The sequence below is a fragment of the Streptomyces sp. NK08204 genome, from assembly GCF_020400585.1.
Taxonomy (GTDB): domain Bacteria; phylum Actinomycetota; class Actinomycetes; order Streptomycetales; family Streptomycetaceae; genus Streptomyces.
Map to the genome: position 1 here is coordinate 458,798 of NZ_JAINVF010000001.1, position 21,273 is coordinate 480,070.

At 72.7% G+C, this 21,273-nt stretch carries 14 protein-coding genes and 1 pseudogene; 5 read left to right on the plus strand and 10 right to left on the minus strand.

The genetic code is table 11. The features are described from left to right. Positions 1–34 precede the first annotated feature (34 nt). Positions 35–2,113 (minus strand): SpoIIE family protein phosphatase, encoded by a 2,079-nt coding sequence (locus tag K7G59_RS01975; RefSeq protein ID WP_225830015.1) that lies wholly within the window; start codon positions 2,111–2,113, stop codon positions 35–37. Between the two features lie 19 nt (positions 2,114–2,132). Next, positions 2,133–3,554 (minus strand): DUF6777 domain-containing protein, encoded by a 1,422-nt coding sequence (locus K7G59_RS01980; RefSeq protein ID WP_225830016.1) that lies wholly within the window; start codon positions 3,552–3,554, stop codon positions 2,133–2,135. A 126-nt stretch (positions 3,555–3,680) separates the two neighbouring features. On the opposite strand from K7G59_RS01980, the gene K7G59_RS01985 reads away from it, so the two are divergent. From K7G59_RS01985 to K7G59_RS02000, 4 genes are all read left to right on the plus strand, one after another. Continuing rightward, positions 3,681–5,105 (plus strand): lipase maturation factor family protein, encoded by a 1,425-nt coding sequence (locus K7G59_RS01985; RefSeq protein WP_225830017.1) that lies wholly within the window; start codon positions 3,681–3,683, stop codon positions 5,103–5,105. A 246-nt stretch (positions 5,106–5,351) separates the two neighbouring features. Further along, entirely contained in the window at positions 5,352–5,708 is a 357-nt protein-coding gene (locus K7G59_RS01990) for a CU044_2847 family protein (RefSeq protein ID WP_225830018.1), read from the plus strand. A 2-nt stretch (positions 5,709–5,710) separates the two neighbouring features. Then, on the plus strand, positions 5,711–10,456 hold the full coding sequence (locus tag K7G59_RS01995; protein ID WP_225830019.1) for a serine protease: 4,746 nt from the start codon (positions 5,711–5,713) through the stop codon (positions 10,454–10,456). Beyond that, complete coding sequence (locus K7G59_RS02000) at positions 10,453–11,796, plus strand: amidase (RefSeq protein ID WP_225830020.1); 1,344 nt, start codon at positions 10,453–10,455, stop codon at positions 11,794–11,796. Before K7G59_RS01995 ends, K7G59_RS02000 begins: the two co-directional genes overlap by 4 nt. 18 nt (positions 11,797–11,814) lie before the next feature. On the opposite strand, the gene K7G59_RS02005 is transcribed toward K7G59_RS02000, so the two are convergent. Both K7G59_RS02005 and K7G59_RS02010 read right to left on the minus strand, forming a co-directional pair. Beyond that, positions 11,815–12,300 carry a GNAT family N-acetyltransferase gene (locus tag K7G59_RS02005; protein WP_225830021.1) on the minus strand — a complete coding sequence of 162 codons (486 nt, stop codon included), beginning with the start codon at positions 12,298–12,300 and terminating at the stop codon, positions 11,815–11,817. A gap of 56 nt (positions 12,301–12,356) precedes the next feature. Then, complete coding sequence (locus tag K7G59_RS02010) at positions 12,357–12,533, minus strand: hypothetical protein (RefSeq protein WP_225830022.1); 177 nt, start codon at positions 12,531–12,533, stop codon at positions 12,357–12,359. A gap of 433 nt (positions 12,534–12,966) precedes the next feature. Between K7G59_RS02010 and K7G59_RS02015 the strand changes: the two genes are divergently transcribed. After that, positions 12,967–13,368, plus strand: a complete 402-nt coding sequence (locus K7G59_RS02015; protein WP_225830023.1) for a hypothetical protein — start codon at positions 12,967–12,969, stop codon at positions 13,366–13,368. 87 nt (positions 13,369–13,455) lie between these two features. On the opposite strand, the gene K7G59_RS02020 is transcribed toward K7G59_RS02015, so the two are convergent. The 6 genes and pseudogenes from K7G59_RS02020 to K7G59_RS02045 all read right to left on the minus strand — a co-directional run bounded on the left by K7G59_RS02020 (position 13,456) and on the right by K7G59_RS02045 (position 21,156). Beyond that, positions 13,456–14,949 carry an SDR family NAD(P)-dependent oxidoreductase gene (locus tag K7G59_RS02020; protein WP_225830024.1) on the minus strand — a complete coding sequence of 498 codons (1,494 nt, stop codon included), beginning with the start codon at positions 14,947–14,949 and terminating at the stop codon, positions 13,456–13,458. 255 nt (positions 14,950–15,204) lie between these two features. Continuing rightward, on the minus strand, positions 15,205–16,536 hold the full coding sequence (locus tag K7G59_RS02025; protein WP_225830249.1) for a wax ester/triacylglycerol synthase family O-acyltransferase: 1,332 nt from the start codon (positions 16,534–16,536) through the stop codon (positions 15,205–15,207). Positions 16,537–16,682: 146 nt separating this feature from the next. After that, positions 16,683–19,004 (minus strand): GH92 family glycosyl hydrolase, encoded by a 2,322-nt coding sequence (locus tag K7G59_RS02030; RefSeq protein WP_225830025.1) that lies wholly within the window; start codon positions 19,002–19,004, stop codon positions 16,683–16,685. 168 nt (positions 19,005–19,172) lie between these two features. Further along, positions 19,173–19,652, minus strand: coding sequence for a GNAT family N-acetyltransferase (locus tag K7G59_RS02035; protein WP_225830026.1), 480 nt, complete (start codon positions 19,650–19,652; stop codon positions 19,173–19,175). 20 nt (positions 19,653–19,672) lie between these two features. After that, positions 19,673–20,022 (minus strand): annotated as a pseudogene (locus K7G59_RS02040) (hypothetical protein); the annotation flags it as partial. A 384-nt stretch (positions 20,023–20,406) separates the two neighbouring features. Then, positions 20,407–21,156, minus strand: coding sequence for a (2Fe-2S)-binding protein (locus K7G59_RS02045; protein WP_225830250.1), 750 nt, complete (start codon positions 21,154–21,156; stop codon positions 20,407–20,409). Positions 21,157–21,273: the final 117 nt, after the last annotated feature.

Consider the following 21,273-nt stretch of genomic DNA (forward strand, 5'->3'; position numbering starts at 1 on the left):
CATCCGGCACCGACAACACCCTGCGGACCGCGGGTCAGCCGCCGCCCCCGGGCACCACGAACTCGCACCACACGGCCTTTCCGCCGCCGCGCGCCTCGACACCCCACACGTCGGTGAGCCGGTCCACGAGGAGCAGTCCGCGCCCGGAGACCCCGCTCTCCCCGGCCTCGCGGCGGCGCGGCAGGGCGCTGGAGGAGTCCTCGACCTCGATCCTCAGCCGGCGGCCGGGGCCGTCCAGGGCCCGCAGGGTGACGATCGCCGCGCCCTCGGTGTGCAGGAGGGCGTTGGTCATCAGCTCGTCGGCGACCAGCTCGATCTCGTCGGCCCGGTCCTTGGCGCCCCAGGCGCGCACCGTCGTGCGGATCGCGTGCCGTGCGTGGACCAGGGCATCCGCGTCGCCGGGTGCCACGTACTGCCGGAGCCGGCCACGGGCCCGCGGGGCCTCGGAGGCACGGCGGCGCAGCACGAGCACGGCCACGTCGTCGTCGCCGCCCCGCTCCTCGGCCAGTTCGATCAGCCGGTCGGCGAGGGGCCGCGCCTCGGCGGGCCCGTCGGCGACGCGGCGGGCGAGGGCCCGCATGCCGTCGTCCAGGTCGGCGCCGGGCTGCTCCACGAGGCCGTCGGTGCACAGCAGCAGCGTGTGACCGGGGTCGAGTTCGAGGGTGGTGACGGGGTACTCCAGCCGACCGAACTCGGCGGACAGGCCGAGCGGCAGCCCGCCCTCCACGGCGACACGGCTGCACGTGCCGTCGGCGCGCCGTACCAGTGGGTCGATGTGCCCGGCGCGGACAAACTGGACGACACCGGTGGACAGGTCGGCCTGCGCATACAGGCAGGTGGCGAAACGGTCGGTGTCGAGTTCGCGCAGGAAGACGGAGGCGCGGGCCATGACGGTGGCCGGGGTGTGTCCCTCGGCGGCGTAGGCCCGCAGCACGATCCGCAGCTGGCCCATCACGGCCGCCGCGTGCGTGTCGTGTCCCTGGACGTCTCCGACGACCGCGCCCAACCTGCCGCCGGGCAGCGGGATGACGTCGTACCAGTCACCGCCGATGTCCCGGCCGAGGGACGCGGAACGGTAGCGCACGGCGACGTCGGCGCCGCGCACGCTGGGGATGGTGCGGGGCAGCATCGCCTGCTGCAGGCCCTGGGCGAGGTCTTTGTCCTGCTCGTAGAGCATGGCCCGTTGCAGGCTCTGCGCGATGCTGCTGCCGAGCGCGACCAGGACGGCCCGCTCCTCGTCGGAGAAGCCGCGCCGGTCGCTGTAGAGCAGGCCCATGGCGCCGATCGGGCGGCCCTGGGCGATCAGCGGCAGATAGGCGGCCGAGGTGATCTGCAGGTCGGTGAGGTGCGGCCAGAGGATCGGGTAGTTCTCGGCGAACTCCTCGGGCGACTCGATGAAGCGCGGGCTGAGCGTGCTCACGACCTCGCTCATCGGGTACGGCTCGTCGACCCGGGTGATCCGGGTGCCGGGCACGAAGCTGCCGGCGGGCCCCTCGGCGACGAGCCGGATGCGGCCGGCCTCCACCAGCCCCATGACCAGGCTGGCAGCGCCGAGGTGCCGGATGCCGTGGGTGTTCTTGAGGACGTCGATGACGTCGCGGACGCTGCGGGCGTGCGCGAGCGCGGCCGAGACGACCTGGACGACGTTGGTCTGCTGGCGGAACGCCTCGTCCTGGGCGGCCCGCAGGCTGCGCGCCGCGCTGTCCGCGAGTTCCTGCGTGGCGTCCCGGACGATGCCGATCACCCGGCGCGGCCGGCCGGTCTCGTCGCGCCGTATGCAGCCCTGGGTGTGGGTCCAGCGGGAGGTGCCGTCGCGGCAGCGGATGCGGAAGTAGGCGCCGTAGGTCTCGCTGCCGTCCTTGATGGCCCGGGAGACGACCGCGTCGAGCCGGGCCCCCTCCGGCTGCGGCACCCGGACGGACAGGGACTCGGGGCGCCCGTCGTACTCCTCGGGAAGCAGGTCGAACACCTCGAAGGCCTGGGCGTCCATGTGGAACAGACCGGCGTCCAGGTCCCAGTCGAAGCTGCCCATGCGGTTGAGCGCCAGGATCGGCTCCGGGTGGGCTGGCCAGTCCTCCGGGAGTGACAGGGCGCTCGCTCCCCGATCAGCCATGGGGCCACCATGCCAGGGTTTACATGATTGTTCGACTTGTCGGGCCGCGCTCAGCCGCGCCGAGGACGTCGGTCGGGCTGTCGAAGATGCTGCCGGTGACGTTTCCGGACGAGCCGGCTCCGGCGGACGTACGGACGGCCGGCGTACGGACGGCGGGCGTGTCGTCGGCCAGCACGCCGTCGTCGTCCGGCAGGCCGGGGGTGCCGGGGACGCTCGGCGGGCCGATCTCGCCCGGGGTGTCCGGGACGGAGCCGTCCGTGGAGGGGGCGACGTACGACGGCGGATCGCGCGGAGCGGTCGTACCGGGGGGCGAGGCGCCCGGGTCCGCCGGGCCCGTGGCGGCACCGCTCGGGCCGGTGGGGCTGCCGTCAGGGCCGGTACGGTCGCCGGGCGTGGCGGTGGCGGGCGTGGCGGTGGCGGGCGTGGCCGTGGCGACGGCGGGCGACGCGTCGGCGCTCGGGAGCCTTGCGGTGCCGCCGGTGCCGCCGGTCCCCCCTGCTCCGCCCGTCCCCCCGACGGCACCCGCTGAGGTACTCGGGTCCGGGCGGCGCTCCTGCGGGCTGGGTCTGCCGGTGTGCGGGGGTTCTGTGCCCACCTGCCGTGACACCCAGGCGGGTGCGGGCACGACACGGTCGTGGCGGACGTCGTGCCCGATCCGGCGCTCGAACCAGGTGCCCGTCTCGACGTCGATGATCGTGACGGCGGTGACGGCCAGGGGCGCCGGGGTCACCACGACCACGTCGGCCGGCCGGTAGCCGGACCAGGCGGTGCCCCGGGCGGCGGGGATGCCGCGGCCGGCCTCGGGTGGCTTGAGCGGGTTGCCGCAGGCGCAGCGCACGCGCGGCACGCCGCGGTCGTCGACGAGGACGGCGGTGCCGGCCTGCAGAACCGACTGGAAGCCGGACGCCTGGCGGTGCCGGTAGGAGTGGTTGGTGACCCGGGTGTCGGCGCGCAGCACGACCGGCGCCAGCCCGCGCAGGTAGCCGGGGATCGCCGTGCGGGAGATGCCCACCGCGCGGGCGAAGGCGTCACCCTTGCCCGCATCGGCGGCCAGGTAGCCGATCTCCCGCTCGACGTCGCAGCCGGAGACGCGTTGGGTGCCGCTGTACAGCCCCGGGGTCGCACCGGACAGGGCGCGCACCGCGCGCGGGCCCACGCCGGCCTGACCGGCGGGTTGCGGCAGCCCCGGCGGCATCGGCGCGGTCTGCGCGGACGGCCGGCCGGCGGTGGCGCGGGCGGCCGTGGAGTCGGTGAAGGGGTCGGGGCCCCGGTCCGCCGCGGGCTGGAGGAAGATCTCACCGCCCGGAACGGTCTCGCGCACGGTCTGTCCGGCGCAGCCGGCGACGAAGAGCGCCGCCACGAGCGCGCAGGCCGTGACGATGGATCCGGCGGGTATCCGCACCGTGTTCTCCCGCATCCTCTCGGTGGCAAGTTCGTCCACTATTGTCTGCTTCGCTTGCTCGGATCACGCAAGCGGTGCAGCACGTCGCGCAGAGTGACGAGACGGGCCGAGCGCTTGGGGTGCGGTCGTCACGGTGGCCACAATGGAGGCAGGGAGCACACGACCGTGAACTGGTTCAACGCACCCGACTACTGGCTGAGCCGGCTGGTCCTGCAGCGGGCTCTGGCAGCGCTGTATCTCGTCGCGTTCCTGACGGCGGCCCGGCAGTTCCGGGCGCTGCTGGGCGAGCGCGGCATACTGCCGATCCCCCGTTTCGTGGCGCGAGTGCCGTTCAAGCGGGCGCCGAGCCTGTTCCAACTGCGCTATTCGGACCGCCTTTTCTCCGCCTGCGCCTGGACGGGCTGCGCAGTCTCGGCCGCTCTGCTGGCCGGAGCCGACTCCCGACTGCCGCTGTGGGCCGGGATGATGCTGTGGCTGGTGCCGTGGGCGCTGTACCTGTCGATCGTCAACGTGGGCCAGACCTGGTATGCGTTCGGCTGGGAGTCATTGCTCCTGGAGACCGGTTTTCTTGCCGTGTTCCTCGGCAACGACAAGGTCGCGCCGCCGATCGTGGTGCTGTTCCTGCTGCGCTGGATCCTGTTCCGGGTCGAGTTCGGAGCCGGTCTGATCAAGATTCGCGGCGACGCGTGCTGGCGCAAGCTGACCTGCCTGGACTACCACCACGAGACACAGCCGATGCCGGGCCCGCTCAGCTGGTTCTTCCACCACCTGCCCAAACCGCTGCACCGGATGGAGGTGGCCGCGAACCACTTCACCCAGCTGGCCGTGCCCTTCCTGTTGTTCACGCCCCAGCCGATCGCCTCGGCCGCCGCCGCGCTGATGATCGTCACCCAGCTGTGGCTGGTGCTGTCGGGCAATTTCTCCTGGCTGAACTGGATCACCGTCGTCCTGGCGGTGTCCGCGCTCCGGCTCCCGACGACCGCTCCGTCCGTACCCGCCGCACCCCTGTGGTACGAGGTCGTGGTGCTCGCCGTCGCCGCGCTCCTGCTGTACCTGAGCCACCGCCCGGTGATGAACATGATCTCCCGCCGTCAGATCATGAACCGCTCCTTCGACCCGCTGCACCTGGTGAACACCTACGGCGCGTTCGGCAGCGTCAGCCAGGTCCGCTACGAGGTGGTGATCGAGGGCACGCTGGACGAGGTACCGCGCGAGGACTCCGACTGGCGGGAGTACGAGTTCAGGGGCAAGCCCGGCGATCCACGGCACTGGCCGCGCCAGTTCGCGCCCTATCATCTGCGGCTGGACTGGCTGATGTGGTTCGCCGCGCTCTCACCGGGCTACGCCGGGGAATGGTTCGGGGGTCTGGTGGAGCGCCTGCTGGAGAACGACCGAGACACCCTGCGCCTGCTGCGCCGCTCCCCCTTCCCGCCGAGCACCCCGCCCCGCTGCGTCCGCGCCCGGCTCTTCCGTTACCGGTACACCACCTGGCGCGAGCTGCGCGCGACCGGGGCCTGCTGGGAGCGGACCTACGTCCGGACCTACATGCCTCCGGTGCGACTGGAGGAGGCCCCGGCCCGCCGGTGGTGAACCTCGGGCGCCGCCGTGCCCGCCGGGTCCTCGGCGGCACGCCGCCCCCGACCGCGCTCGTCCGTGGACGGCCATGCGGCCCGCGCGGTGGGCGCCCCGGTGCCCCGGCTCACGGGTCGGGGCAGTACGGCGGCCCTCCCGTCAACCACCCGAGCCGGCAAGGTTCTTGAAGGAACGGCCGCCGTTACGATGAATGCCCTCCGGCCTCTTCAGGGACAGGCCGGCGCCGGGACAAGGAGTACGGCCTTGGACGAGGAACTGGACGCGGGCGGCGAGACGGTCGTTCCGGTCGAGATCGACGGTCAGAAGGTGCTGCTGGCGATCGGGCCGGGCGGCCGGAAGGCGGCTTCGGAGCTCGGCGAGGAAGAGGAGATCGGCTGGCGTCGCCCCCGTCTGGAGCCCGTGCTCGACGGCCTGACGGCGGTCGCCCGCGCCATGGGAACGCGGTTGCGGCAGACCGGGGCGTCCAAGGCGACGGTCGAGTTCGGCTGCGACGTCTCCTTCGACACCGGTCAGTTCCTGGCCGTGGTGGGCAAGGCGTCGTCCAGGTCCACCTGGAAGGTCACCCTGGAATGGACCGCCCCGGAGGCTCCGGGAGCCTAGGGGTGCACGGCTGGACAGAGCAACTGGAGGCGGCGACCGTCGCCCTGGACCTCCCGGACGGCGACGGATACGGGACCGGCTTCGTCATCGCCCCCGGAGTGCTGGTGACCTGCGCCCATGTCGTCGCCGGAGCGCGAGGCGTACGGGCGCGGATCGTCAGGACGGGGCAGGAACTCGCGGTCTCGCTGTCGGACGACGAACAGCACAAGGCCGCCAACGGACTGGACCTGGCGTTCCTGCGCTTCGACGCGGAGGCCACCCGCACCGGCCTGGTGCTCACGGCCCCCGCACTGTCGCCCGGCGACCGCATGCGGGCCCACGGCCACCCGCAGGGGCACTACCGGCCGGGCCAGTGGGCCACCCTGGAGTATCTCGGCGACTCCCGGCTCACCTTCGACGACTCCATGCCCATGCCCCGCGGCTACGGCACACCGGTCGGCAGTGGCTACAGCGGCAGCCCGGTGGTCAACGAACGCACCGGCGCGGTCTGCGGGATGCTGGCGCGCTCCGACAAGGCCGGCAGCGCGCACCTGGTGCCCATCGCGGAGATCCTGGCGCGGTGCGCGGCAGCGGAGCCGCCGGTCGCCTGGCTGAGCACCCTGACCGACGCGCAGCTGCGCTCGGGCGGGTTCCGTCACCCGGGACCGGACCTCCGGGACTATCTGCAGGCTGCGCGGGCCGAGGCGGACGAACACCCCTACGCGATGCTGCTGAGCGACACCCGGGACATCCCGCTGTCCACGGTGTATGTCCAGCAGGAGGCGGCCGACGTCCTGGACGCGCCCGACCGGCAGCCGGCCGGGAAGAAACGGCCCGCCGCCGAGAGCGTTCTCGACACCAAGCGTCATGTGCTGTTCACGGGTGGCGCGGGCGCGGGCAAGTCGAGCCTGCTGCGCCGCCTGACGTACACCGCGGCCAACGCCTGGCTCGAGGACCCGGCGCGAGCGCCGTCGTATATTCCCGTGCGGGTGGCCGCCGACCAGCTCGGGGACCGCCCCCTCCCGGAGGCGCTGGCCGACGCCGTACGACGGGACCTCACGAGCCTGCGCCGTTCGCCGTCGCCGGAGTTCTTCGCCTCCGCCCCGCTGCCGGGCGTGGACTGGCTCGTGTGCATCGACAGCCTCGACGAGGTCCTGAACTCGGAGACACGTAACAAGGTCATCCAGATCATCCACCGCTGGGCCACGCGCGAGCCGCACATGCGGTTCGTGGTGGCCAGCCGTTCCCTGGTCACCTCGGAGATGCACAAGCTGAAGGCCCTGGAGCGGTACTCCCTCCTCGAATTCGGGGACGAGGAGATCACGAAGGTCGCCAAGGCATGGTTCGAGGCACTGGAGGTACCGGACGCGGCACGGCGGGCGAGCTGGCTGCTCGCCGATCTCCGCCACGGGCGGCTCGGCGAGGTCGCGAAGAACCCGCTGTACCTGACCATGATCTGCGTGGTGACAGCCTCGGGTGAACTTCCCCGCAACCCGGCCGACCTGTACGCCCGGTTCATCAAGCTGCTGCGGCGCAAGGGAGCCCAGCACCTCGGGCGCGGCGGGGCGGGCAGCTACGGGATCACACCCGACCTCCTGTCCCGGGTGCACGACGTACTCGGCCCGGTGGCCGAGCGGCGGCAGGCCGGAGACACGCGCCCGCTGCTCGAGCAGGTGCTCGACCTGCTCGCCCCCGACGGCCCCGACGAGCCCGTGGAGCAGGACGTCGTCCTGCGGGCCCTCACGTTCACGGGGCTGCTCACCGAGCGGTCCGGCCAACTCCACTTCCTGCACCACACGATCCAGGAGTACCTCGCGGGCTGTGGCATCGCCGGGCGGCTGAGCCCACGCGATCCGGAGGCGCTGCACATCCTGCGCGAGGCGATCGCCGCCGAACGGCCGAACGTGATCCTGTTCATGGCCGCGGCCTGGCGGGCCCGGGGTCACGCGCTCGACGAGTTCCTGCGCACCGCCATGAAGGCGGGCGGCTGGCGGGAGCTGCTGCTGTGCGCGACCGTCCTGAGCGACGAGGCGAGCACCGACCGGGAGCTGGTGGCCTGGTTCGCGCGGGCCGTGATCAAGGTGTACGGGCGGAGCGTCTCGGCCGGCGGCGACATCGGCACGAGCACGGTGCTGGCCCGGCTGTACGCGGTGCTCCACGAGGACGACCTGAGGGACATCGTCCGGGACCGGACGGTCCCGGACTGGCCACGCCTGGACGCGCTGGAGAGCTATGTGCGCCGGGCGGGGCACGGGGCCGCGGCACTGGCCGCCGCACTGGCCGGGGAACCGGATCTCGCCCCCGTAGCGCGGCTGACCGCGGTCGGGCTGACCGCCGAGGCAGGGGACCCGTCCACCGCCTGCGCCCGGCTCACGGCCATCGCACACGACCCCTCTCACCCACCCGGCAGCCGGCTCTCGGCCGCCGCCATGCTGCTGTCGTACGACGCTGCCGCCGCAGCGGAACTGCTCGCCCAGCTGCTGGGGACCATGCAGGAAATCCTGGACATCGACCTCACCAGGGAACTGCGCGACATCCGAAACCAGGCGGATCCGGAGACACGGATCACGCTGAGCAAGGCGTTGGCACAGAACCCGGCCCTCGACGGGACGAGCGCCCACGAGTCCCGGTACCTGCTCGGGACCCTGCTCGGGACCGCGGCCCCCTTCGAAGAACTGGCCCAGGACCGTTCCGCCCCCGTGTACCTGCGCGTCCGGGCGCTGGACCATCTGCCCGCCGAACACCCCCTCCTGTCACGTGTGTTGCCCGGGCTGCTACGGAATCCGGACGCGTGCGACGGGGCGGTGGACTCCGCCCTGTACCGGGTGCGTGACGCGCGTCTGCTGGAAACGGCTGCGCGAGACGGCCGCTTGGGGGAATCCGCCCGCACCATGGCCATCACGCGACTCATCGAGCTGGGCCGACTGGACGCCGCCGGCTCCTGCGTCGACGCAGTGCTGTCCGAGTCGTCGGACCACAGCGTCATGCAACTCTCCGCCATTCTGCTTGAACTGGGGCAGACCGGCAGGTTCAGAGAGCTGCTGCTCTCGGTGGTGACCGACCCTGACATGCCCGCGGACCTGCGCACCGACTGCATCGCACGCCTGGCCGACACCGGGCATGCGGGGGCGGGACGCGACACACTGCTGAGACTCGCCGCTGACCCGGACATCGCGGCCTCCGACCGGCTGTCGGCCGTCCGTCGCCTCCATGCCGAGGACACAGCGGCTCGGGAGCAGACTCTCGTCGCCATGGCCTCGGACGTCACGCTGCCCCCATCGGTGCGCCACAAGGTCGCGCAGCTCCTGCTGAACGCTGGCCGACGGGACACGGCAGCAGGTGCGTTGCGTGCTCTCGCCGAGGACTCCTCGTGCGGACTGGAATACCGGGTGAACGCCCTCGCGGAGCTGGCCGAGATCGACCTGCGTGCGGCCTCCGAGGCACTGCACCGGGTCCTGGACGAGACCGGTGTCCCGGACGAGCAGATGTGGAAGCTGATCGATCTCGCCGACGCCCTGGTCCCGGACACCTCGCTGCACGGTCGCCTGGAGGAGCTGCTCGACGACGTGACCGTCCCCGTGGCCTCCCTGCTGCGGATCGAGGCGGACCACGGCGAGCACCGGTCCGCGCTGGTGCCGCTGATGCGTGCGCTCGACCGGATCGCCGACGACCCGCGTACGGAGCCCGGTCCACGATGTCAGGCTGTCGCCCGTTCGTGCGGCTGGACCCCTTACCCCCGGTGGCGGAAACGGATGGCCGGGCTGGACCCGGACCCGCTGCTGCGTCTCGCCCTGCACGTGGAGGCAGCCTCGGTCAGCAGCTATGTACCGTCACCCGGGTACTGGGAGTTGCTGTCCTTCGGCCGTACGACACGGAACGACCTGGCCAGTCCGACCGGGGCGCTCGCGGGCGTGGATCCGCAAGCGGCCCTGGACCAGTGGCTCGAACTGCTCGAACAACGTGAGGCATCCGCCGTCACCGCACTGCGGCCCCTGTACCGGCTGGTCCGCGGCGAGGCTCTGCAGCCGAGAGTCGACGCCCTCCTGCTCGCCTGGGCCGAGGACCCACAGGCTCCCCTGGCCGACCGGATCGCCGCCGTGGAGATCATGGATCCGATGACGAACCAGACGGATACGGCAGGCTGGTACAAGCTGGCCGCCGACCTCGCCACTCCGCACGATCTGCGCTCTCACATCTGCGAGTTGCTGCCTGCAAGCGGCGTCCACAACCGCATCCCCCTCGCCCGGACACTGGCCGCCGACCCGGCCGCTCCCCTGCCCGCCCGGGCCCAGGCCGCGGCGCTCCTCGCCGAAGACCTCGGCGAGGAAGGCCGTGCCGTCCTCCGCGCCCTGTCCAACCCCGACACCACCGACCCCGAGGCCCACCTGGCCGCAGCCGCCGCCTGGGACGAGCTGGACGTGGGCAACGAGGCGGTCGCCGCCTACCGCCGGGTCCTGGACGCCGAGGGCACCGCGGCCGGGCACCGGGTGCGGGCGGCGAGCGGGATGGCCAGGTACCGCCCGGTACGGCACGTGGCCCGCCGGGTCCTGGCCACCGTGCTCGGCGACTCGGCCGCTGCCGCCGGGGTCCGGATCGAGGCGGCGACGGCACTCCTGACCCTGCGCGAGACCGCCGAGGCCCACCTCGGCCTCTTCCGTCTCGCCCGCGAGCCGGGCCTCGCCGACGCCGAGCGGAACCGGATCCGGGAGCTGCTCCCGCCCGACCTGCGCGAGGAAACGTACCGACGAGCAGCCGAGGAGTGCCGTTGAGCAACTGGGTCGGACGCAGCGCCGCCGAGATCGCCGCCGCAGTGCGCGGGAAGCGGGCCACGCCACGCGAGGTGGTCGCGGAGCACCTCGCGCGGATCGAGCGGGCCGACGGCCGGATCGGAGCGTTCCGCAAGGTCCGGGCCAAGGCCGCGCTCGCCGAGGCGGACGCGGTGGGGTCCCGTCCGGAGCTGGCCGGCCTGCCGCTCGCCGGGGTGCCCGTGGCGGTGAAGGACAACCTGGCCGTGCGCGGCGAGTCCCACCGCGACGGCTCCCGAGCGACCGCGGACACTCCGGCCGCCGAGGACCACGTCACCGTGGCCCGGCTGCGCGCGGCCGGTGCCGTGGTCGTGGGACTGACGAACGTGCCCGAGCTGTGCATCTTCGGTACGACCGAGGGGGTCTACGGCACGTCCCGCAATCCGTGGGACACCTCCCGGTCGGCGGGCGGCTCCTCCGGCGGCAGCGCGGCGGCGGTGGCCGCGGGGCTGGTCCCCCTCGCCCTCGGCAACGACGGCATGGGCTCACTGCGCATCCCGGCGGCGAACTGCGGGCTGGTCACGCTGAAGCCGGGGCACGGCGTGGTGCCGGCCGGCATCGGCAACGGTGACTGGTTCGGCATGTCGGAGAACGGCCCGCTCGCCACCACGGTCGAGGATCTTCGGCTGATGCTGTCGGTCCTCGCGGACGCGGAGTTCGCCCGGCCGGAGCAGCGGGAGGCGCCGCGGCGCCGTATCGCCGTCGCCCTGCGCAGTCCGCTCGCCGGGGTGAGCGTGAGCAAGCCGTACACGACCGCGCTACGGCAGGCGGCCGGGGTGCTGGCGCGGGCCGGGCACCGGGTGCGGCGGGCCGAGCCGCCGTACCCGCTCCTGCTGGGCCTGACCGCGCTTCAGCACTGGACGGCGGGTACGGCGGTGGACGCGGAGGGACTGGACCCCGCGCTGCTGGCCCGGCGTACCCGGGTGCACGCGACGGTGGGCCGGCGGTTCGTCCGCACGGTCCGTACGGGCGACAGCCGCGAGCGGCTGCGCGCCCGCCTCGCGCCCTTCTTCGCCGAGCACGACGTCCTGCTGACCCCGGCCCTGGCCCGCCGGTCCCCCAAGGCCGGCCCGTGGCACGAGCGCGGCTGGCTGCGCAACATCCTGGCCGACACCGCGTACTCGCCGTTCACCCCGCCCTGGAACCTGACCGGCTGGCCGGCCATGTCGGTCCCCTTCGGCAGCCTCGCCTCGGGCGCGCCCTGCGCCGTACAACTGGTCGGCCGCACCGGCACGGAGCGGGATCTGCTGGAGCTGGCGGAGGAGTTGGAAGCGCTGCGACCGTGGCGGCGGACGGCGCCATGACGGTTCGCCCGACGTTCTTCAGTCGAGCGCCCGGTACATGATGTGCAGGCCCACCCGGCCGTGCCGGGGATGGTCGTAGGCCTGCGGGATCGTGGCCAGGATCGTGAAGCCGAGGGAGGTCCAGAGTTTCACGGCCGGGTTGGTCTCGACCACTGCGTTGAAGACCATCGCCCGGTAGCCGTGGGCCGCGGCCTCGGCCAGGACGTGTTCGGCCAGGGCCCGGCCGACGCCCTGGCCGGAGTGGTCGGGATCCACCATGAAGCCCGCGTTGGCCACGTCCGAGGCCGGTCCCGCGTAGTTGGGGGTGAGGTACGCCGATCCGATGACGGCGCCGGCGGGATCCACCGCCACGTAGACGCGCTTGGCAGGACTCATCCACAACGCGCGGGCCGCCTGCTCCGAGGTGTCGGGGTCCCAGGCGTAGGTCTCGGCGGCGGCGACGATCCGGTGCCAAAAAGGCCAGATCCGCGGCCAGTCGCCGGCCACGGCCTCTCTGATCAGCATGGGCGTGAGTCTGTCACGCCCACGCGTGCGGCGATCGCGGTACTCCCGCCCCGGACTCAGTCCACGCTGGGAAGGATGTGCGGTTCGGCGAGGTCGTCCTCGTAGCCGGCCAGGCGGATCGGCGCTGACCGCGCCCACACCTCGAGGCTGCCGAGTTCGTCGGACCGCCGCCGGCCGATGCGCTCCGTGGGTTCCTCGGGGCGTTCTTCGCGATTCGTCTTCTCCGGTGTCACCGCGCACTCCTTATGTGTCGGGTCACCCTCTCAGGCCGTACCGAAACATTCTGGGTTCCGGCGCTCGACGCCCGCTCGGGTCCGGCTCATCCCGGGACGGACCATGGGTGTGGGCCGGGATCCCGTACTGTGGTCCGCCCCCTCCAGATTAACCAAATGAGCGGGCCCCCGCTCGATAGGGAGTGCAAACAAGGTGTAACTATCGCGAGTCATTCGGCACTTCAATGCCACAATATGTAGCTATTTCCGGCACAATGCATCTCTCGGGCACCCGAGAGAGAATCACCCACTCGGCCCATGTATGAACGCATTGTCGAGGTTCCCGTTGTTCGTCCCCTGGGACGCGGTGCAGTTCAAGTCCTGTTGGCCGGGTCGCAAGCTCGTCATGATCTCGTGGCGGGCGGCAACGGCTGACTCGCGGAAGGACTGACGCATGGAGCTGCGCAGCGTCGAGGAGCTGATGGACCTGCTGTACGCCGGTCGGCACCAGCACGCGCTGCGGACCGCGGCGCTGCTGCGTCGCGGCCGCCCCGCCGACAAGGAGCTCCAGGTGGCGGGCCTGGTGCACGGCATCGGGCCGGTACTGCGCCCGGGCCCGGGTGGCGAGGCCGAGCGGGCACACAGTACGGCACAGGCGGTGCGCCCGCTGCTCGGGGAGCGGGTGTTCCAGCTGGTGCGCGGGGACGCCGGGCCCGCCGACGACGACACGCTGCGGCTGCGTCAGGCGGACGAGGAGGCCCGCACCGCACACTTCGACGCGGGCGTGCTGGAGGACTGGCGCACGGTGCTGGAGCTGGTGGCGGCCCGCAACTCACGGCTCGGCGCCGTCGACTGAGGCCCGGGCGGCCGACGTCCCGGGCCGCTCGGGGCCCGGCGGTTCACACCCCCGGCCGGAGGCCGGCCGAGGGTGTTTGACGGTCCGTCACCACTTGCCCGGCGCGTAGTCCTTCAGGAAGACGCCGTACAGGTCGTCGCCGGCCTCGCCGCGCACGATCGGGTCGTAGACGCGGGCGGCGCCGTCGACCAGGTCGAGGGGCGCGTGGAAGCCCTCCTCGGCGAGGCGCAGCTTGTCGTAGTGCGGTCGCTCGTCGGTGATCCAGCCGGTGTCGACCGAGGTCATGAGGATGCCGTCGGTCTGGAACATCTCCTCGGCGCTGGTCCGCGTCACCATGTTCATGGCAGCCTTCGCGGCGTTCGTGTTCGGGTGGCCCGCACCCTTGTAGCCGCGGCTGAACACGCCCTCCATCGCGGAGACGTTGATCACGTACGCGCGCTTGCTCGCCGCCCGGCGCGCGGCCTCGGCCATCGCCGGGCGCAGCTTGCTGATCAGGATGAAGGGCGCCGTGTAGTTGCACAGCTGGGTCTCCAGCAGCTCGACCGGGGAGATCTGGTCGATGGACTGCACCCAGGTGTTGGTGTCGACGACGTCGGGGACCAGGCCACCCGCGTCGATGGCCGTGCCGTCGCGGTGCCGGGCCACGCTGGCGTTGCCGGCGACCAGGGCGAGGTCGGCCACCTTCTGCGCGTCGAGTCCGCTGACCCCGACGGGGAGCGCGGCCAGTCCGTCGACCGCGCCGGAGTTGAAGGCGCCGATGACGTGGTGTGCGGGCAGCTCACCGGCCGGCAGCGGGGCGCTCTCGCCCTCGACCAGCGCGGCGTACGCGGAGGGCAGGCGGCGCACGGTCTGCGTGGCGTTGTTGATCAGGACGTCGAGCGGGCCCTGCTCGGCGACCTGGTCGGCCAGGGCCACGGCCTGGGCCGGGTCGCGCAGGTCGATGCCGACGACCTCCAGGCGGTGGATCCAGTCCGCCGAGTCGTCCATGGCCTTGAAACGGCGGATGGCGTCCTTCGGGAACCGGGTGGTGACGGTGGTGTGCGCACCGTCCCGCAGCAGGCGCAGCGCGATGTACATGCCGATCTTGGCCCGGCCGCCGGTGAGCAGGGCGCGCTTGCCGGTGAGGTCGGTGCGGGCGTCCCGCTTGGCACGGTTCTCGGCGGCGCAGTCCGGGCAGAGCTGGTGGTAGAAGTAGTCGACCTCGACGTACCGCGTCTTGCAGACGTAGCAGGAGCGCGGGCGCTGGAGTATGCCCGCGATCCGGCCGGACTCGACCTTGGAGGAGGGCAGGATGCCCTCGGTCTCGTCGTCGATGCGCTCGGCGGAGCCGGTCGCGGTGGCCTCCGTGACGGAGCGGTCGTGCGCGGTCTTGGCGGCCCGGCGCTCCTGGCGGCGGCGCTGCTTGACCGTGCGGTAGATGTGCGAGGTGGCCCGGCGCACCTTGATCGCGTCCGGGTGGTCGACATCGAGCTGGTCCAGCTCCTCCAGGACGCTCAGGCAGACGGCCAGGCGCTCCGGGTCGATGCCGGGGCCGTACACGACCTCTTCCATGGCCGTGGAGCCGTCGTCTGTCACCGTCATCGCGCTGCCGCTTCCCTGATCACCCGCGCGGCGCTCCGACTCGCGCCCGCTTTCGAACGGGGAAGTCTACGGAGCCCGGGGCCCACTGGCCAAACCGCTCGGACCTGGGCGTCCGTCCTACGAGACGGCGCACACCACCGGCACCGCCTCCACGCCGCCCCGGGCACCCGCACCTGACAGGCGCCGGCACGGCTCCGCCTCCCACCGCGCCGCCCCTGGTGCGGTGGGAACCGGACCCGGCCGGAGGCCGGGTGCTCAGGCCCGGCAGGCCGCCAGCAGCATGCCCACCTCGTCCGACACCGACCGGGCGAACACATCCAGGTCCGGCACGGCCTGCGCATCGGCGACGAGCCCGTAGTGGACACGCCCCCGGTACGTCGAGATGGCAACCGCGAGGGACTGCCCCGGGGCGAGCGGCGCCAGGGGATAGACCTCGGTCAGCTCCTGACCACCGAGCCTGAGCCCCAGCCCGGGCAGCGGCACACTGGTGACGAGGATGTCGAACCACAACCGGGCGGCCTGGCCGACGAGCGGTCCGCCGAGCCGGTGACCGAGGGCCGGCACGTGGTCGGCGAGCAGGGCGACGGCACCGGCGCCCCGGTTGGGACCGGCGTCCTTGTTGCGGACCATCGCCGTGCGCACGGTGCTGAGCCGGCCGAGCGGGTCAGGGTCGTCCACCGGGAGCCGTATGAGGTACCCGGAGAGCCGGTTGCCCTGTGGCTGGGCGGTGCGCGGGCGGCGCCGGGAGACGGGGATGAGGGCACGGGGCGCGACACCCTCGCTGCCGTCACCGCGTTCGTCCAGCCAGCGGCGCAGGGCACCGGCGACGACGGCGATCAGAACGTCGTTGACGGTGCCGCCGACACTCTTTCGGACCCGGTGCACGTCGTCGATGTCGAACACGACCCCGGCGGTGCGGCGCGTGCCGCTGGGCGCGGAGGTCAGCGCCGAGGTGGGACGCATGCCGAACGTGGAGCGGGCCAGCGAGGCGCCGATGTCCAGAGCCCGGCCCACGTCCGACAGCGCGCCCCTGACCAGCCCCGGGAGCAGTCCGGGCAGCCTGCGCACATCGGGCAGCAGACCGCGCGGCGGCTCGACGGCGCGGGGGGCGCGCTCGGGCAGTTCCACCGGGTCCAGGACGCCGGCGGCCAGCTTGAGCGCGCGCAGCCCGTCAGCGAGGGCGTGGTGGAACTTGAAGAGCACCGCGAAGGACACCCCGTCCTCGCCGGGCAGGACGTGCGCCTCCCATGGAGGCCGGCCGCGCTCCAGCGGGCGTTCCATCAGCCGTCCGGCGACCGCGTGGAAGTCGGCGGTGGGGGCGTGCAGCCGTACGTGGTCGAGCGGGTCGAAGTCCGGGTCGGGCTCCCGCGCGGCACCGCCGAAGGCGAACGGCTGCCAGACGTCGCGGATGCGCATGCGCAGGCCGGGTACGGCGGCGGCGCGGGCGGCGAGCAGGTCGGCGGCGTGGGCGCCGGCGGTGGGCGAGTTCGCGCCGAAGACGCCCAGCGCGCCCAGGTGCATGGGATGCCGGTCGGACTCCATGTTCCAGAAAGCCAGGTCGAGGGGAGCGAGCAGGTCGGAAGTCAAGGGGTTGCCTCGCACGTCGACGACGGTTGGATATATGCAGTCAATCCCCGACTGCCGATCACGGTCAAGTACGATCGCGTTACTCTCAGTTAACGCAAGATTAAGCCTCACCCCCGAAAGGGGCGGGACTCCCGGCGCCGCCGAGGTCAGTTCAGCACCGGGGGCGCCGCCTCGGGTGCCGTACCCCACTCAGACGGGCGCGGGCCGACCGTGAAAGCGAGGGTGTGCAGGGAGCGCAGCGCGTCCGTCGTGACGTATGTGCGCGGGTGCGCCGCACCGTCGGTGCGGACGGCCTGGATGTAGCGGTCGGCGGAGGAGGTGCCGGGCGCGGTGACCGTCAGTCCGCCGCTCGGCCAGTAGCGCCGGTCGAGGGTGAGGTCGACGCGGTCGAAGACCGGGGTGGACAGGCCCCAGGTGCCGTATCCGGGCTGGACCGGGAAGAGTCCGATGGAGGACAGCACGTTCCAGGCGGACATCGTGCCGAGGTCGTCGTTGCCGGTGATGCCGGCCGGCCCGTCGGTGAAGAGGGTGAGGGCCGCGTGCACCACATCCGTGGTCTTCCACGGCTGGCCGGTGGACAGGTAGGTGTAGGGCGCGATCAGGTCGGGCTCGTTCTGCGGGTTGTAGGTGGCCGCGTTGTAGTAGTCGTACGGGTCGCCGTGCACCCACGCCTGGCGGGCGGTCGCCTCGGGGTCGGCGAGCAGCCTGTCGTAGGCGAAGAAGGTGTCCAGGCGGTCGTTGGCCGCGCGTCGGCCGCCGATCAGGGCGATCATGCCGGGCAGGTCCTGCGGGACGAGCCACTGGTACTGCCAGGCCGTGCCCTCGTGGAAGCCGGTGCCGCGGGCGGGGTCGGCCGGGCCGGTGAACGCGCCGGAGTCGTCACGGGCGCGGAAGAAGCGGGTGCCGGGGTCAAAGAGGGTGCGGTAGTTGCGCGCCCGGGCCGCGTACCGGGCGGCGTCCTGCTCATGGCCGAGGCCGCGGGCCAACTGGGCGAGCATGGCGTCGGCGAGGGCGTACTCCAGGGTGACGGAGGCGCCGTGGTGGTAGTCGGAGTCGCCCATCTTGGCGTACGGGCGGTTCTTGACGTGGGGCGCGAAGCCGTGCGCGAGATAGTCGGCGTTGGCCTCCCGGCCGATGCCCGGGTAGCCGGCGGGCGGCACGCCGTCGGCGTTCTTCTTCAGGGCGCGGTAGGCCTCCTCCTCGAAGCCCTTGAGCAGGCCCGACTGGTAGGCGGTGGTCAGGAACGGGGTGACCGGGTCGCCGCTCATGATGTTCGTCTCGACCGGGCCGTACCCCCACTTGGGCAGCCAGCCGCCGTCCTCGTCGATGCGCACCACCGAGCGGGCCATGTCGCGGGCCTCGCGGGGGGCGAGCAGGGCGAGCAGCTGGGCCTGGGTGCGGTAGGTGTCCCACAGGGACCAGTTCTGGTAGTACGTGAAGCCGTCGGCGCGGTGGGCGCGGCGGTCCCAGCCGAAGTACCGGCCGTCGGCGTCGCCGCCGATGTTCGGTGCGAGGAACGAGCGGTACAGCGACGAGTAGAAGGTACGCCGCAGGGTCGCGGTGCCGCCCCGGACACGGACGGCGGCCAGCCGTTGCTCCCAGGCGGCACGCGCCCGCTGCCGCACGGCGTCGAAGGACCGGCCGCCCTCGGCGGCCAGGTTGGTCGCGGCGCCGCGCGAGTCGACGTACGACAGGGCGGTGGTGGCCTCGACGGTACGGTCCCGGCTCGCGTCGAAGCGGAGGTAGGCGCCGCCGTGTCCGCTCCGCGCCCCCGGGGTGAGCCTGGCACCGTTCCAGGTGCCGTAGGCGGTGAACGGCCGGCTGAAGCGGGTGATCGTGTACACGGTGTACGGGCCGGTGTCCCGGCAGAAGCCGTGGCCGGTGATCCTGGTGCGTACGGTGCGGTCGCCGAGGATCTCGACGGTGCTGGAGACGGCCTTGTGCAGCGACTGGGCCGCGTTGAGCAGGACGTTGGCCTTGGCGGTGGCGGGGAAGGTGTAGCGCTGCACGCCGGTGCGCTCGGTCGCGGTCAGTTCGGCCCGGATGCCGGAGCGGAGGCCGACGCGGTAGTAGCCGGGGCTCGCCTGCTCGTCCTGGTGGGAGAAGGCCGCCGCGTACCGGGCGTTGTCCGTCTGCGTCACCTCACCGGTGGTGGGCAGCACGGGCAGGTCGCCGCCGATCCGGCAGCCCACGCCGGAGAGATGGACCAGCGAGAAGCCGCGGATGCGGTTCTGCGTGTAGTCGTAGCCCGTGTTGTGCCCGGTGTCCGGGGAGAGCTGCACCATGCCGAAGGGCACGGCCGCGCCGGGGAAGGTGTTGCCCTCGTTCTGGCTCCCGATGAAGGGGTTGACCAGGTCGGTGAGGTGGCCGTCGGTCCGCTCGGCCGCCCGTGCGGCGGGGGTGGCGATCAGCGTGGACGCTGCCAGCACCCCGGCAAGGCACAGCCGTGTGCGCCGGGTCCCTCTCATGTCGGATGACCTCCGAAGCTTCGACGTCGATGTCTGCATCGTGAGGGCCGACAGCGCCGAACCCGGGCAATGAACGCCGATCAGCATGAACGCGTCGCGCGCGAGCGGCGGACTTCCTGACGCCACGCCAGGACACCGGCGGCGCCACGCCGTCGGCTGCGGCGACGGCTAGAGCGCGAGCTTGAACCCCTCGTGGCTGCGGGCGAAGCCCAGCGCGGTGTAGAACCGGTGCGCGTCCTCGCGGCTCTTGTTGCTGGTCAGCTGAACCAGGGCGCAGCCCCGCGCACGGGCCCGGGCGACGGCGCCCGCCATCAGGGCCCGGCCGAGTCCGCCGCCGCGCCGGTCCGCGCGGATCCGCACCGCCTCGATCAGGGCCCGCTCGGCGCCGCCCTTGCCGAGCCCGGGGATGTACGTCGCCTGCAGACAGCCCACCACCGTGCGGCCGTCCTCGACGAGGACGAGCATCTCGTTGCGCGGGTCCTGTTCGATGGCGGCGAAGGCGGTCTCGTACGCCCGTGTCACCTCGACTCCAGCCGGATCCACCACCCGCTCCTCGTCGGCCAGCAGGGCGAGGACCGCGGGCAGGTCGGCGCGGGTCGCGGGGCGCAGGACGACGGCGGAGGCTGAGGCGGAGGCGGCAGTGGTCACGCCGTACACCCTACGACCTGTCACTGTCCGCCGGTGCCTGCCAAGGAGACCCGCCTGGCCTCCCCCAGCGCGGTCGCCCCGCCCTTGGAGACCGTGTGCGGTTCGGCGTCCCTCGCGGGGGCGACGCCGGTCGTCGCGCCGGAGGGGACCTCGGCGTTCTTTTCCAGCACGGCACCGCGCACGACCGTGCCGCGGCCGATGCGGACGTCGTCGTGCAGCACCGGGCCCTGGTCGCGGCCGGTCTCGCCGGCGCGTGGTTGTCGCCGAAGCCGCACAGCTGCGCCTCTCCGCGTGCGCTGGGCCGGGGCAGGATCGAGCCGCCCATGGCGTGTACGGGCCCGCCGTCCTCGGCGTCCGGGTGCAGTGCGTCGGCCTTCTGACGGGGGACCACCGCCTCCCGGTCGAACTCGCCCTTCCCGCACGCCGGTCCGGCCTCGTGCCTCGCGCGGGCGCGGTCCGGGTCACCGAGAACGGCCTCCAGCGCGTGGGCGAGGCCCCTGGAGCGTCGCCCGACAGGCCGAGCAGGCCCCTCGATATGAAAGGGCTCGTCCACCGGCGGGCAGACGAACACGGCGACAGGCGGCGACGGCGGACAGGTCCACGGTCGCACCTCCAGGTGCACGAGGAAGGCCAACTCCTGGACGCTGAACTCCGCATGGACGCCTGCCTCGCCGTACGCGTCCGGCAGGTGCTTCCGGGTCGGCAGTCCCCTCACGCCGACAACCCCTGGTTCCGGCGGCAGTTCCGCTCCTGGTCAGCCGGACGGGGCTCGAGGGGAAGGGCGCGGGGGACGGGTGAAGCAGCAGTCGCCGCACAGGCCGCCGCCGGGTACCCGGTAGTACAGGCAGCAGCTGCGGCGGCGGAACGCGGTGCCGGTGAGGGCGCCCGTGGCGTGCAACAGGGGGTGCGCGAAAAGGCCACTGGTGAGGGCGCGGGCGCGTTCGGCCACGTCCGTACGGGCGTTGGCCCGCGCCCATCGGTGCAGTTCCCGCGCGGCACCGGCCAGCGCGGAGCCCGCGTTTCCCCACAGCAGGCCTGCCGCGGTGCCGTAGCGGGAGTGCAACGCCGCGCCCAGGGGCACCAGATGGCCCTCCAGCACGGTGTCGGCGAGGGTGGCCGCGTCTGCGGGCAGGGGGCGTATCTCGGTGAGCCACAGGTCGTCGGGGGCCGAGGCGGCGGCGTCCCAGCGCAGCAGGCGCGGATCGAGGTCGGGCAGCCGCCCGTACAGCGCGGCACAGCCGAGGGCCACCGACCAGAGGCGGGCAGCCAGCGCCTGGTGCGTGACGGAGGCGGAAACCCGTGGCTCGGAGGTGCGGAGACGGTCCGCGACCGTGGCGACGCGTGAAGTCAGGGCATTTCGGCAGATGTCCGATGTTCCGGTTTCATAGGTGTCCGCGAGGGTCGGCAGCGGACGTGGATCCGGCCCGCCCGCGGCTGTGGTCGTGCGCAGCACGAAGAAGCCGCCGAGCGGGCGGAGCGCGGCGAGATCGGGGTCGAGGTCCACGAAAGGCACTAGTACCAGGCTCGATCATCGCTGGAACGTCCGGGTGCCCCTCTCCCCGTTACCCACCTGGGGGATGACCGGACGCCAGATGTACTCCTTCGGTAGTAGGAGGCATTG

Coding starts and splice junctions, on each gene's coding strand:
- K7G59_RS01975 (WP_225830015.1), bottom strand. CDS start 2,113: ATGGCTGATCGGGGAGCGAGCGCCCTGTCACTCCCGGAGGACTGGCCA.
- K7G59_RS02005 (WP_225830021.1), bottom strand. CDS start 12,300: ATGCTGATCAGAGAGGCCGTGGCCGGCGACTGGCCGCGGATCTGGCCT.
- K7G59_RS02015 (WP_225830023.1), top strand. CDS start 12,967: ATGGAGCTGCGCAGCGTCGAGGAGCTGATGGACCTGCTGTACGCCGGT.
- K7G59_RS02020 (WP_225830024.1), bottom strand. CDS start 14,949: ATGACGGTGACAGACGACGGCTCCACGGCCATGGAAGAGGTCGTGTAC.
- K7G59_RS02030 (WP_225830025.1), bottom strand. CDS start 19,004: ATGAGAGGGACCCGGCGCACACGGCTGTGCCTTGCCGGGGTGCTGGCA.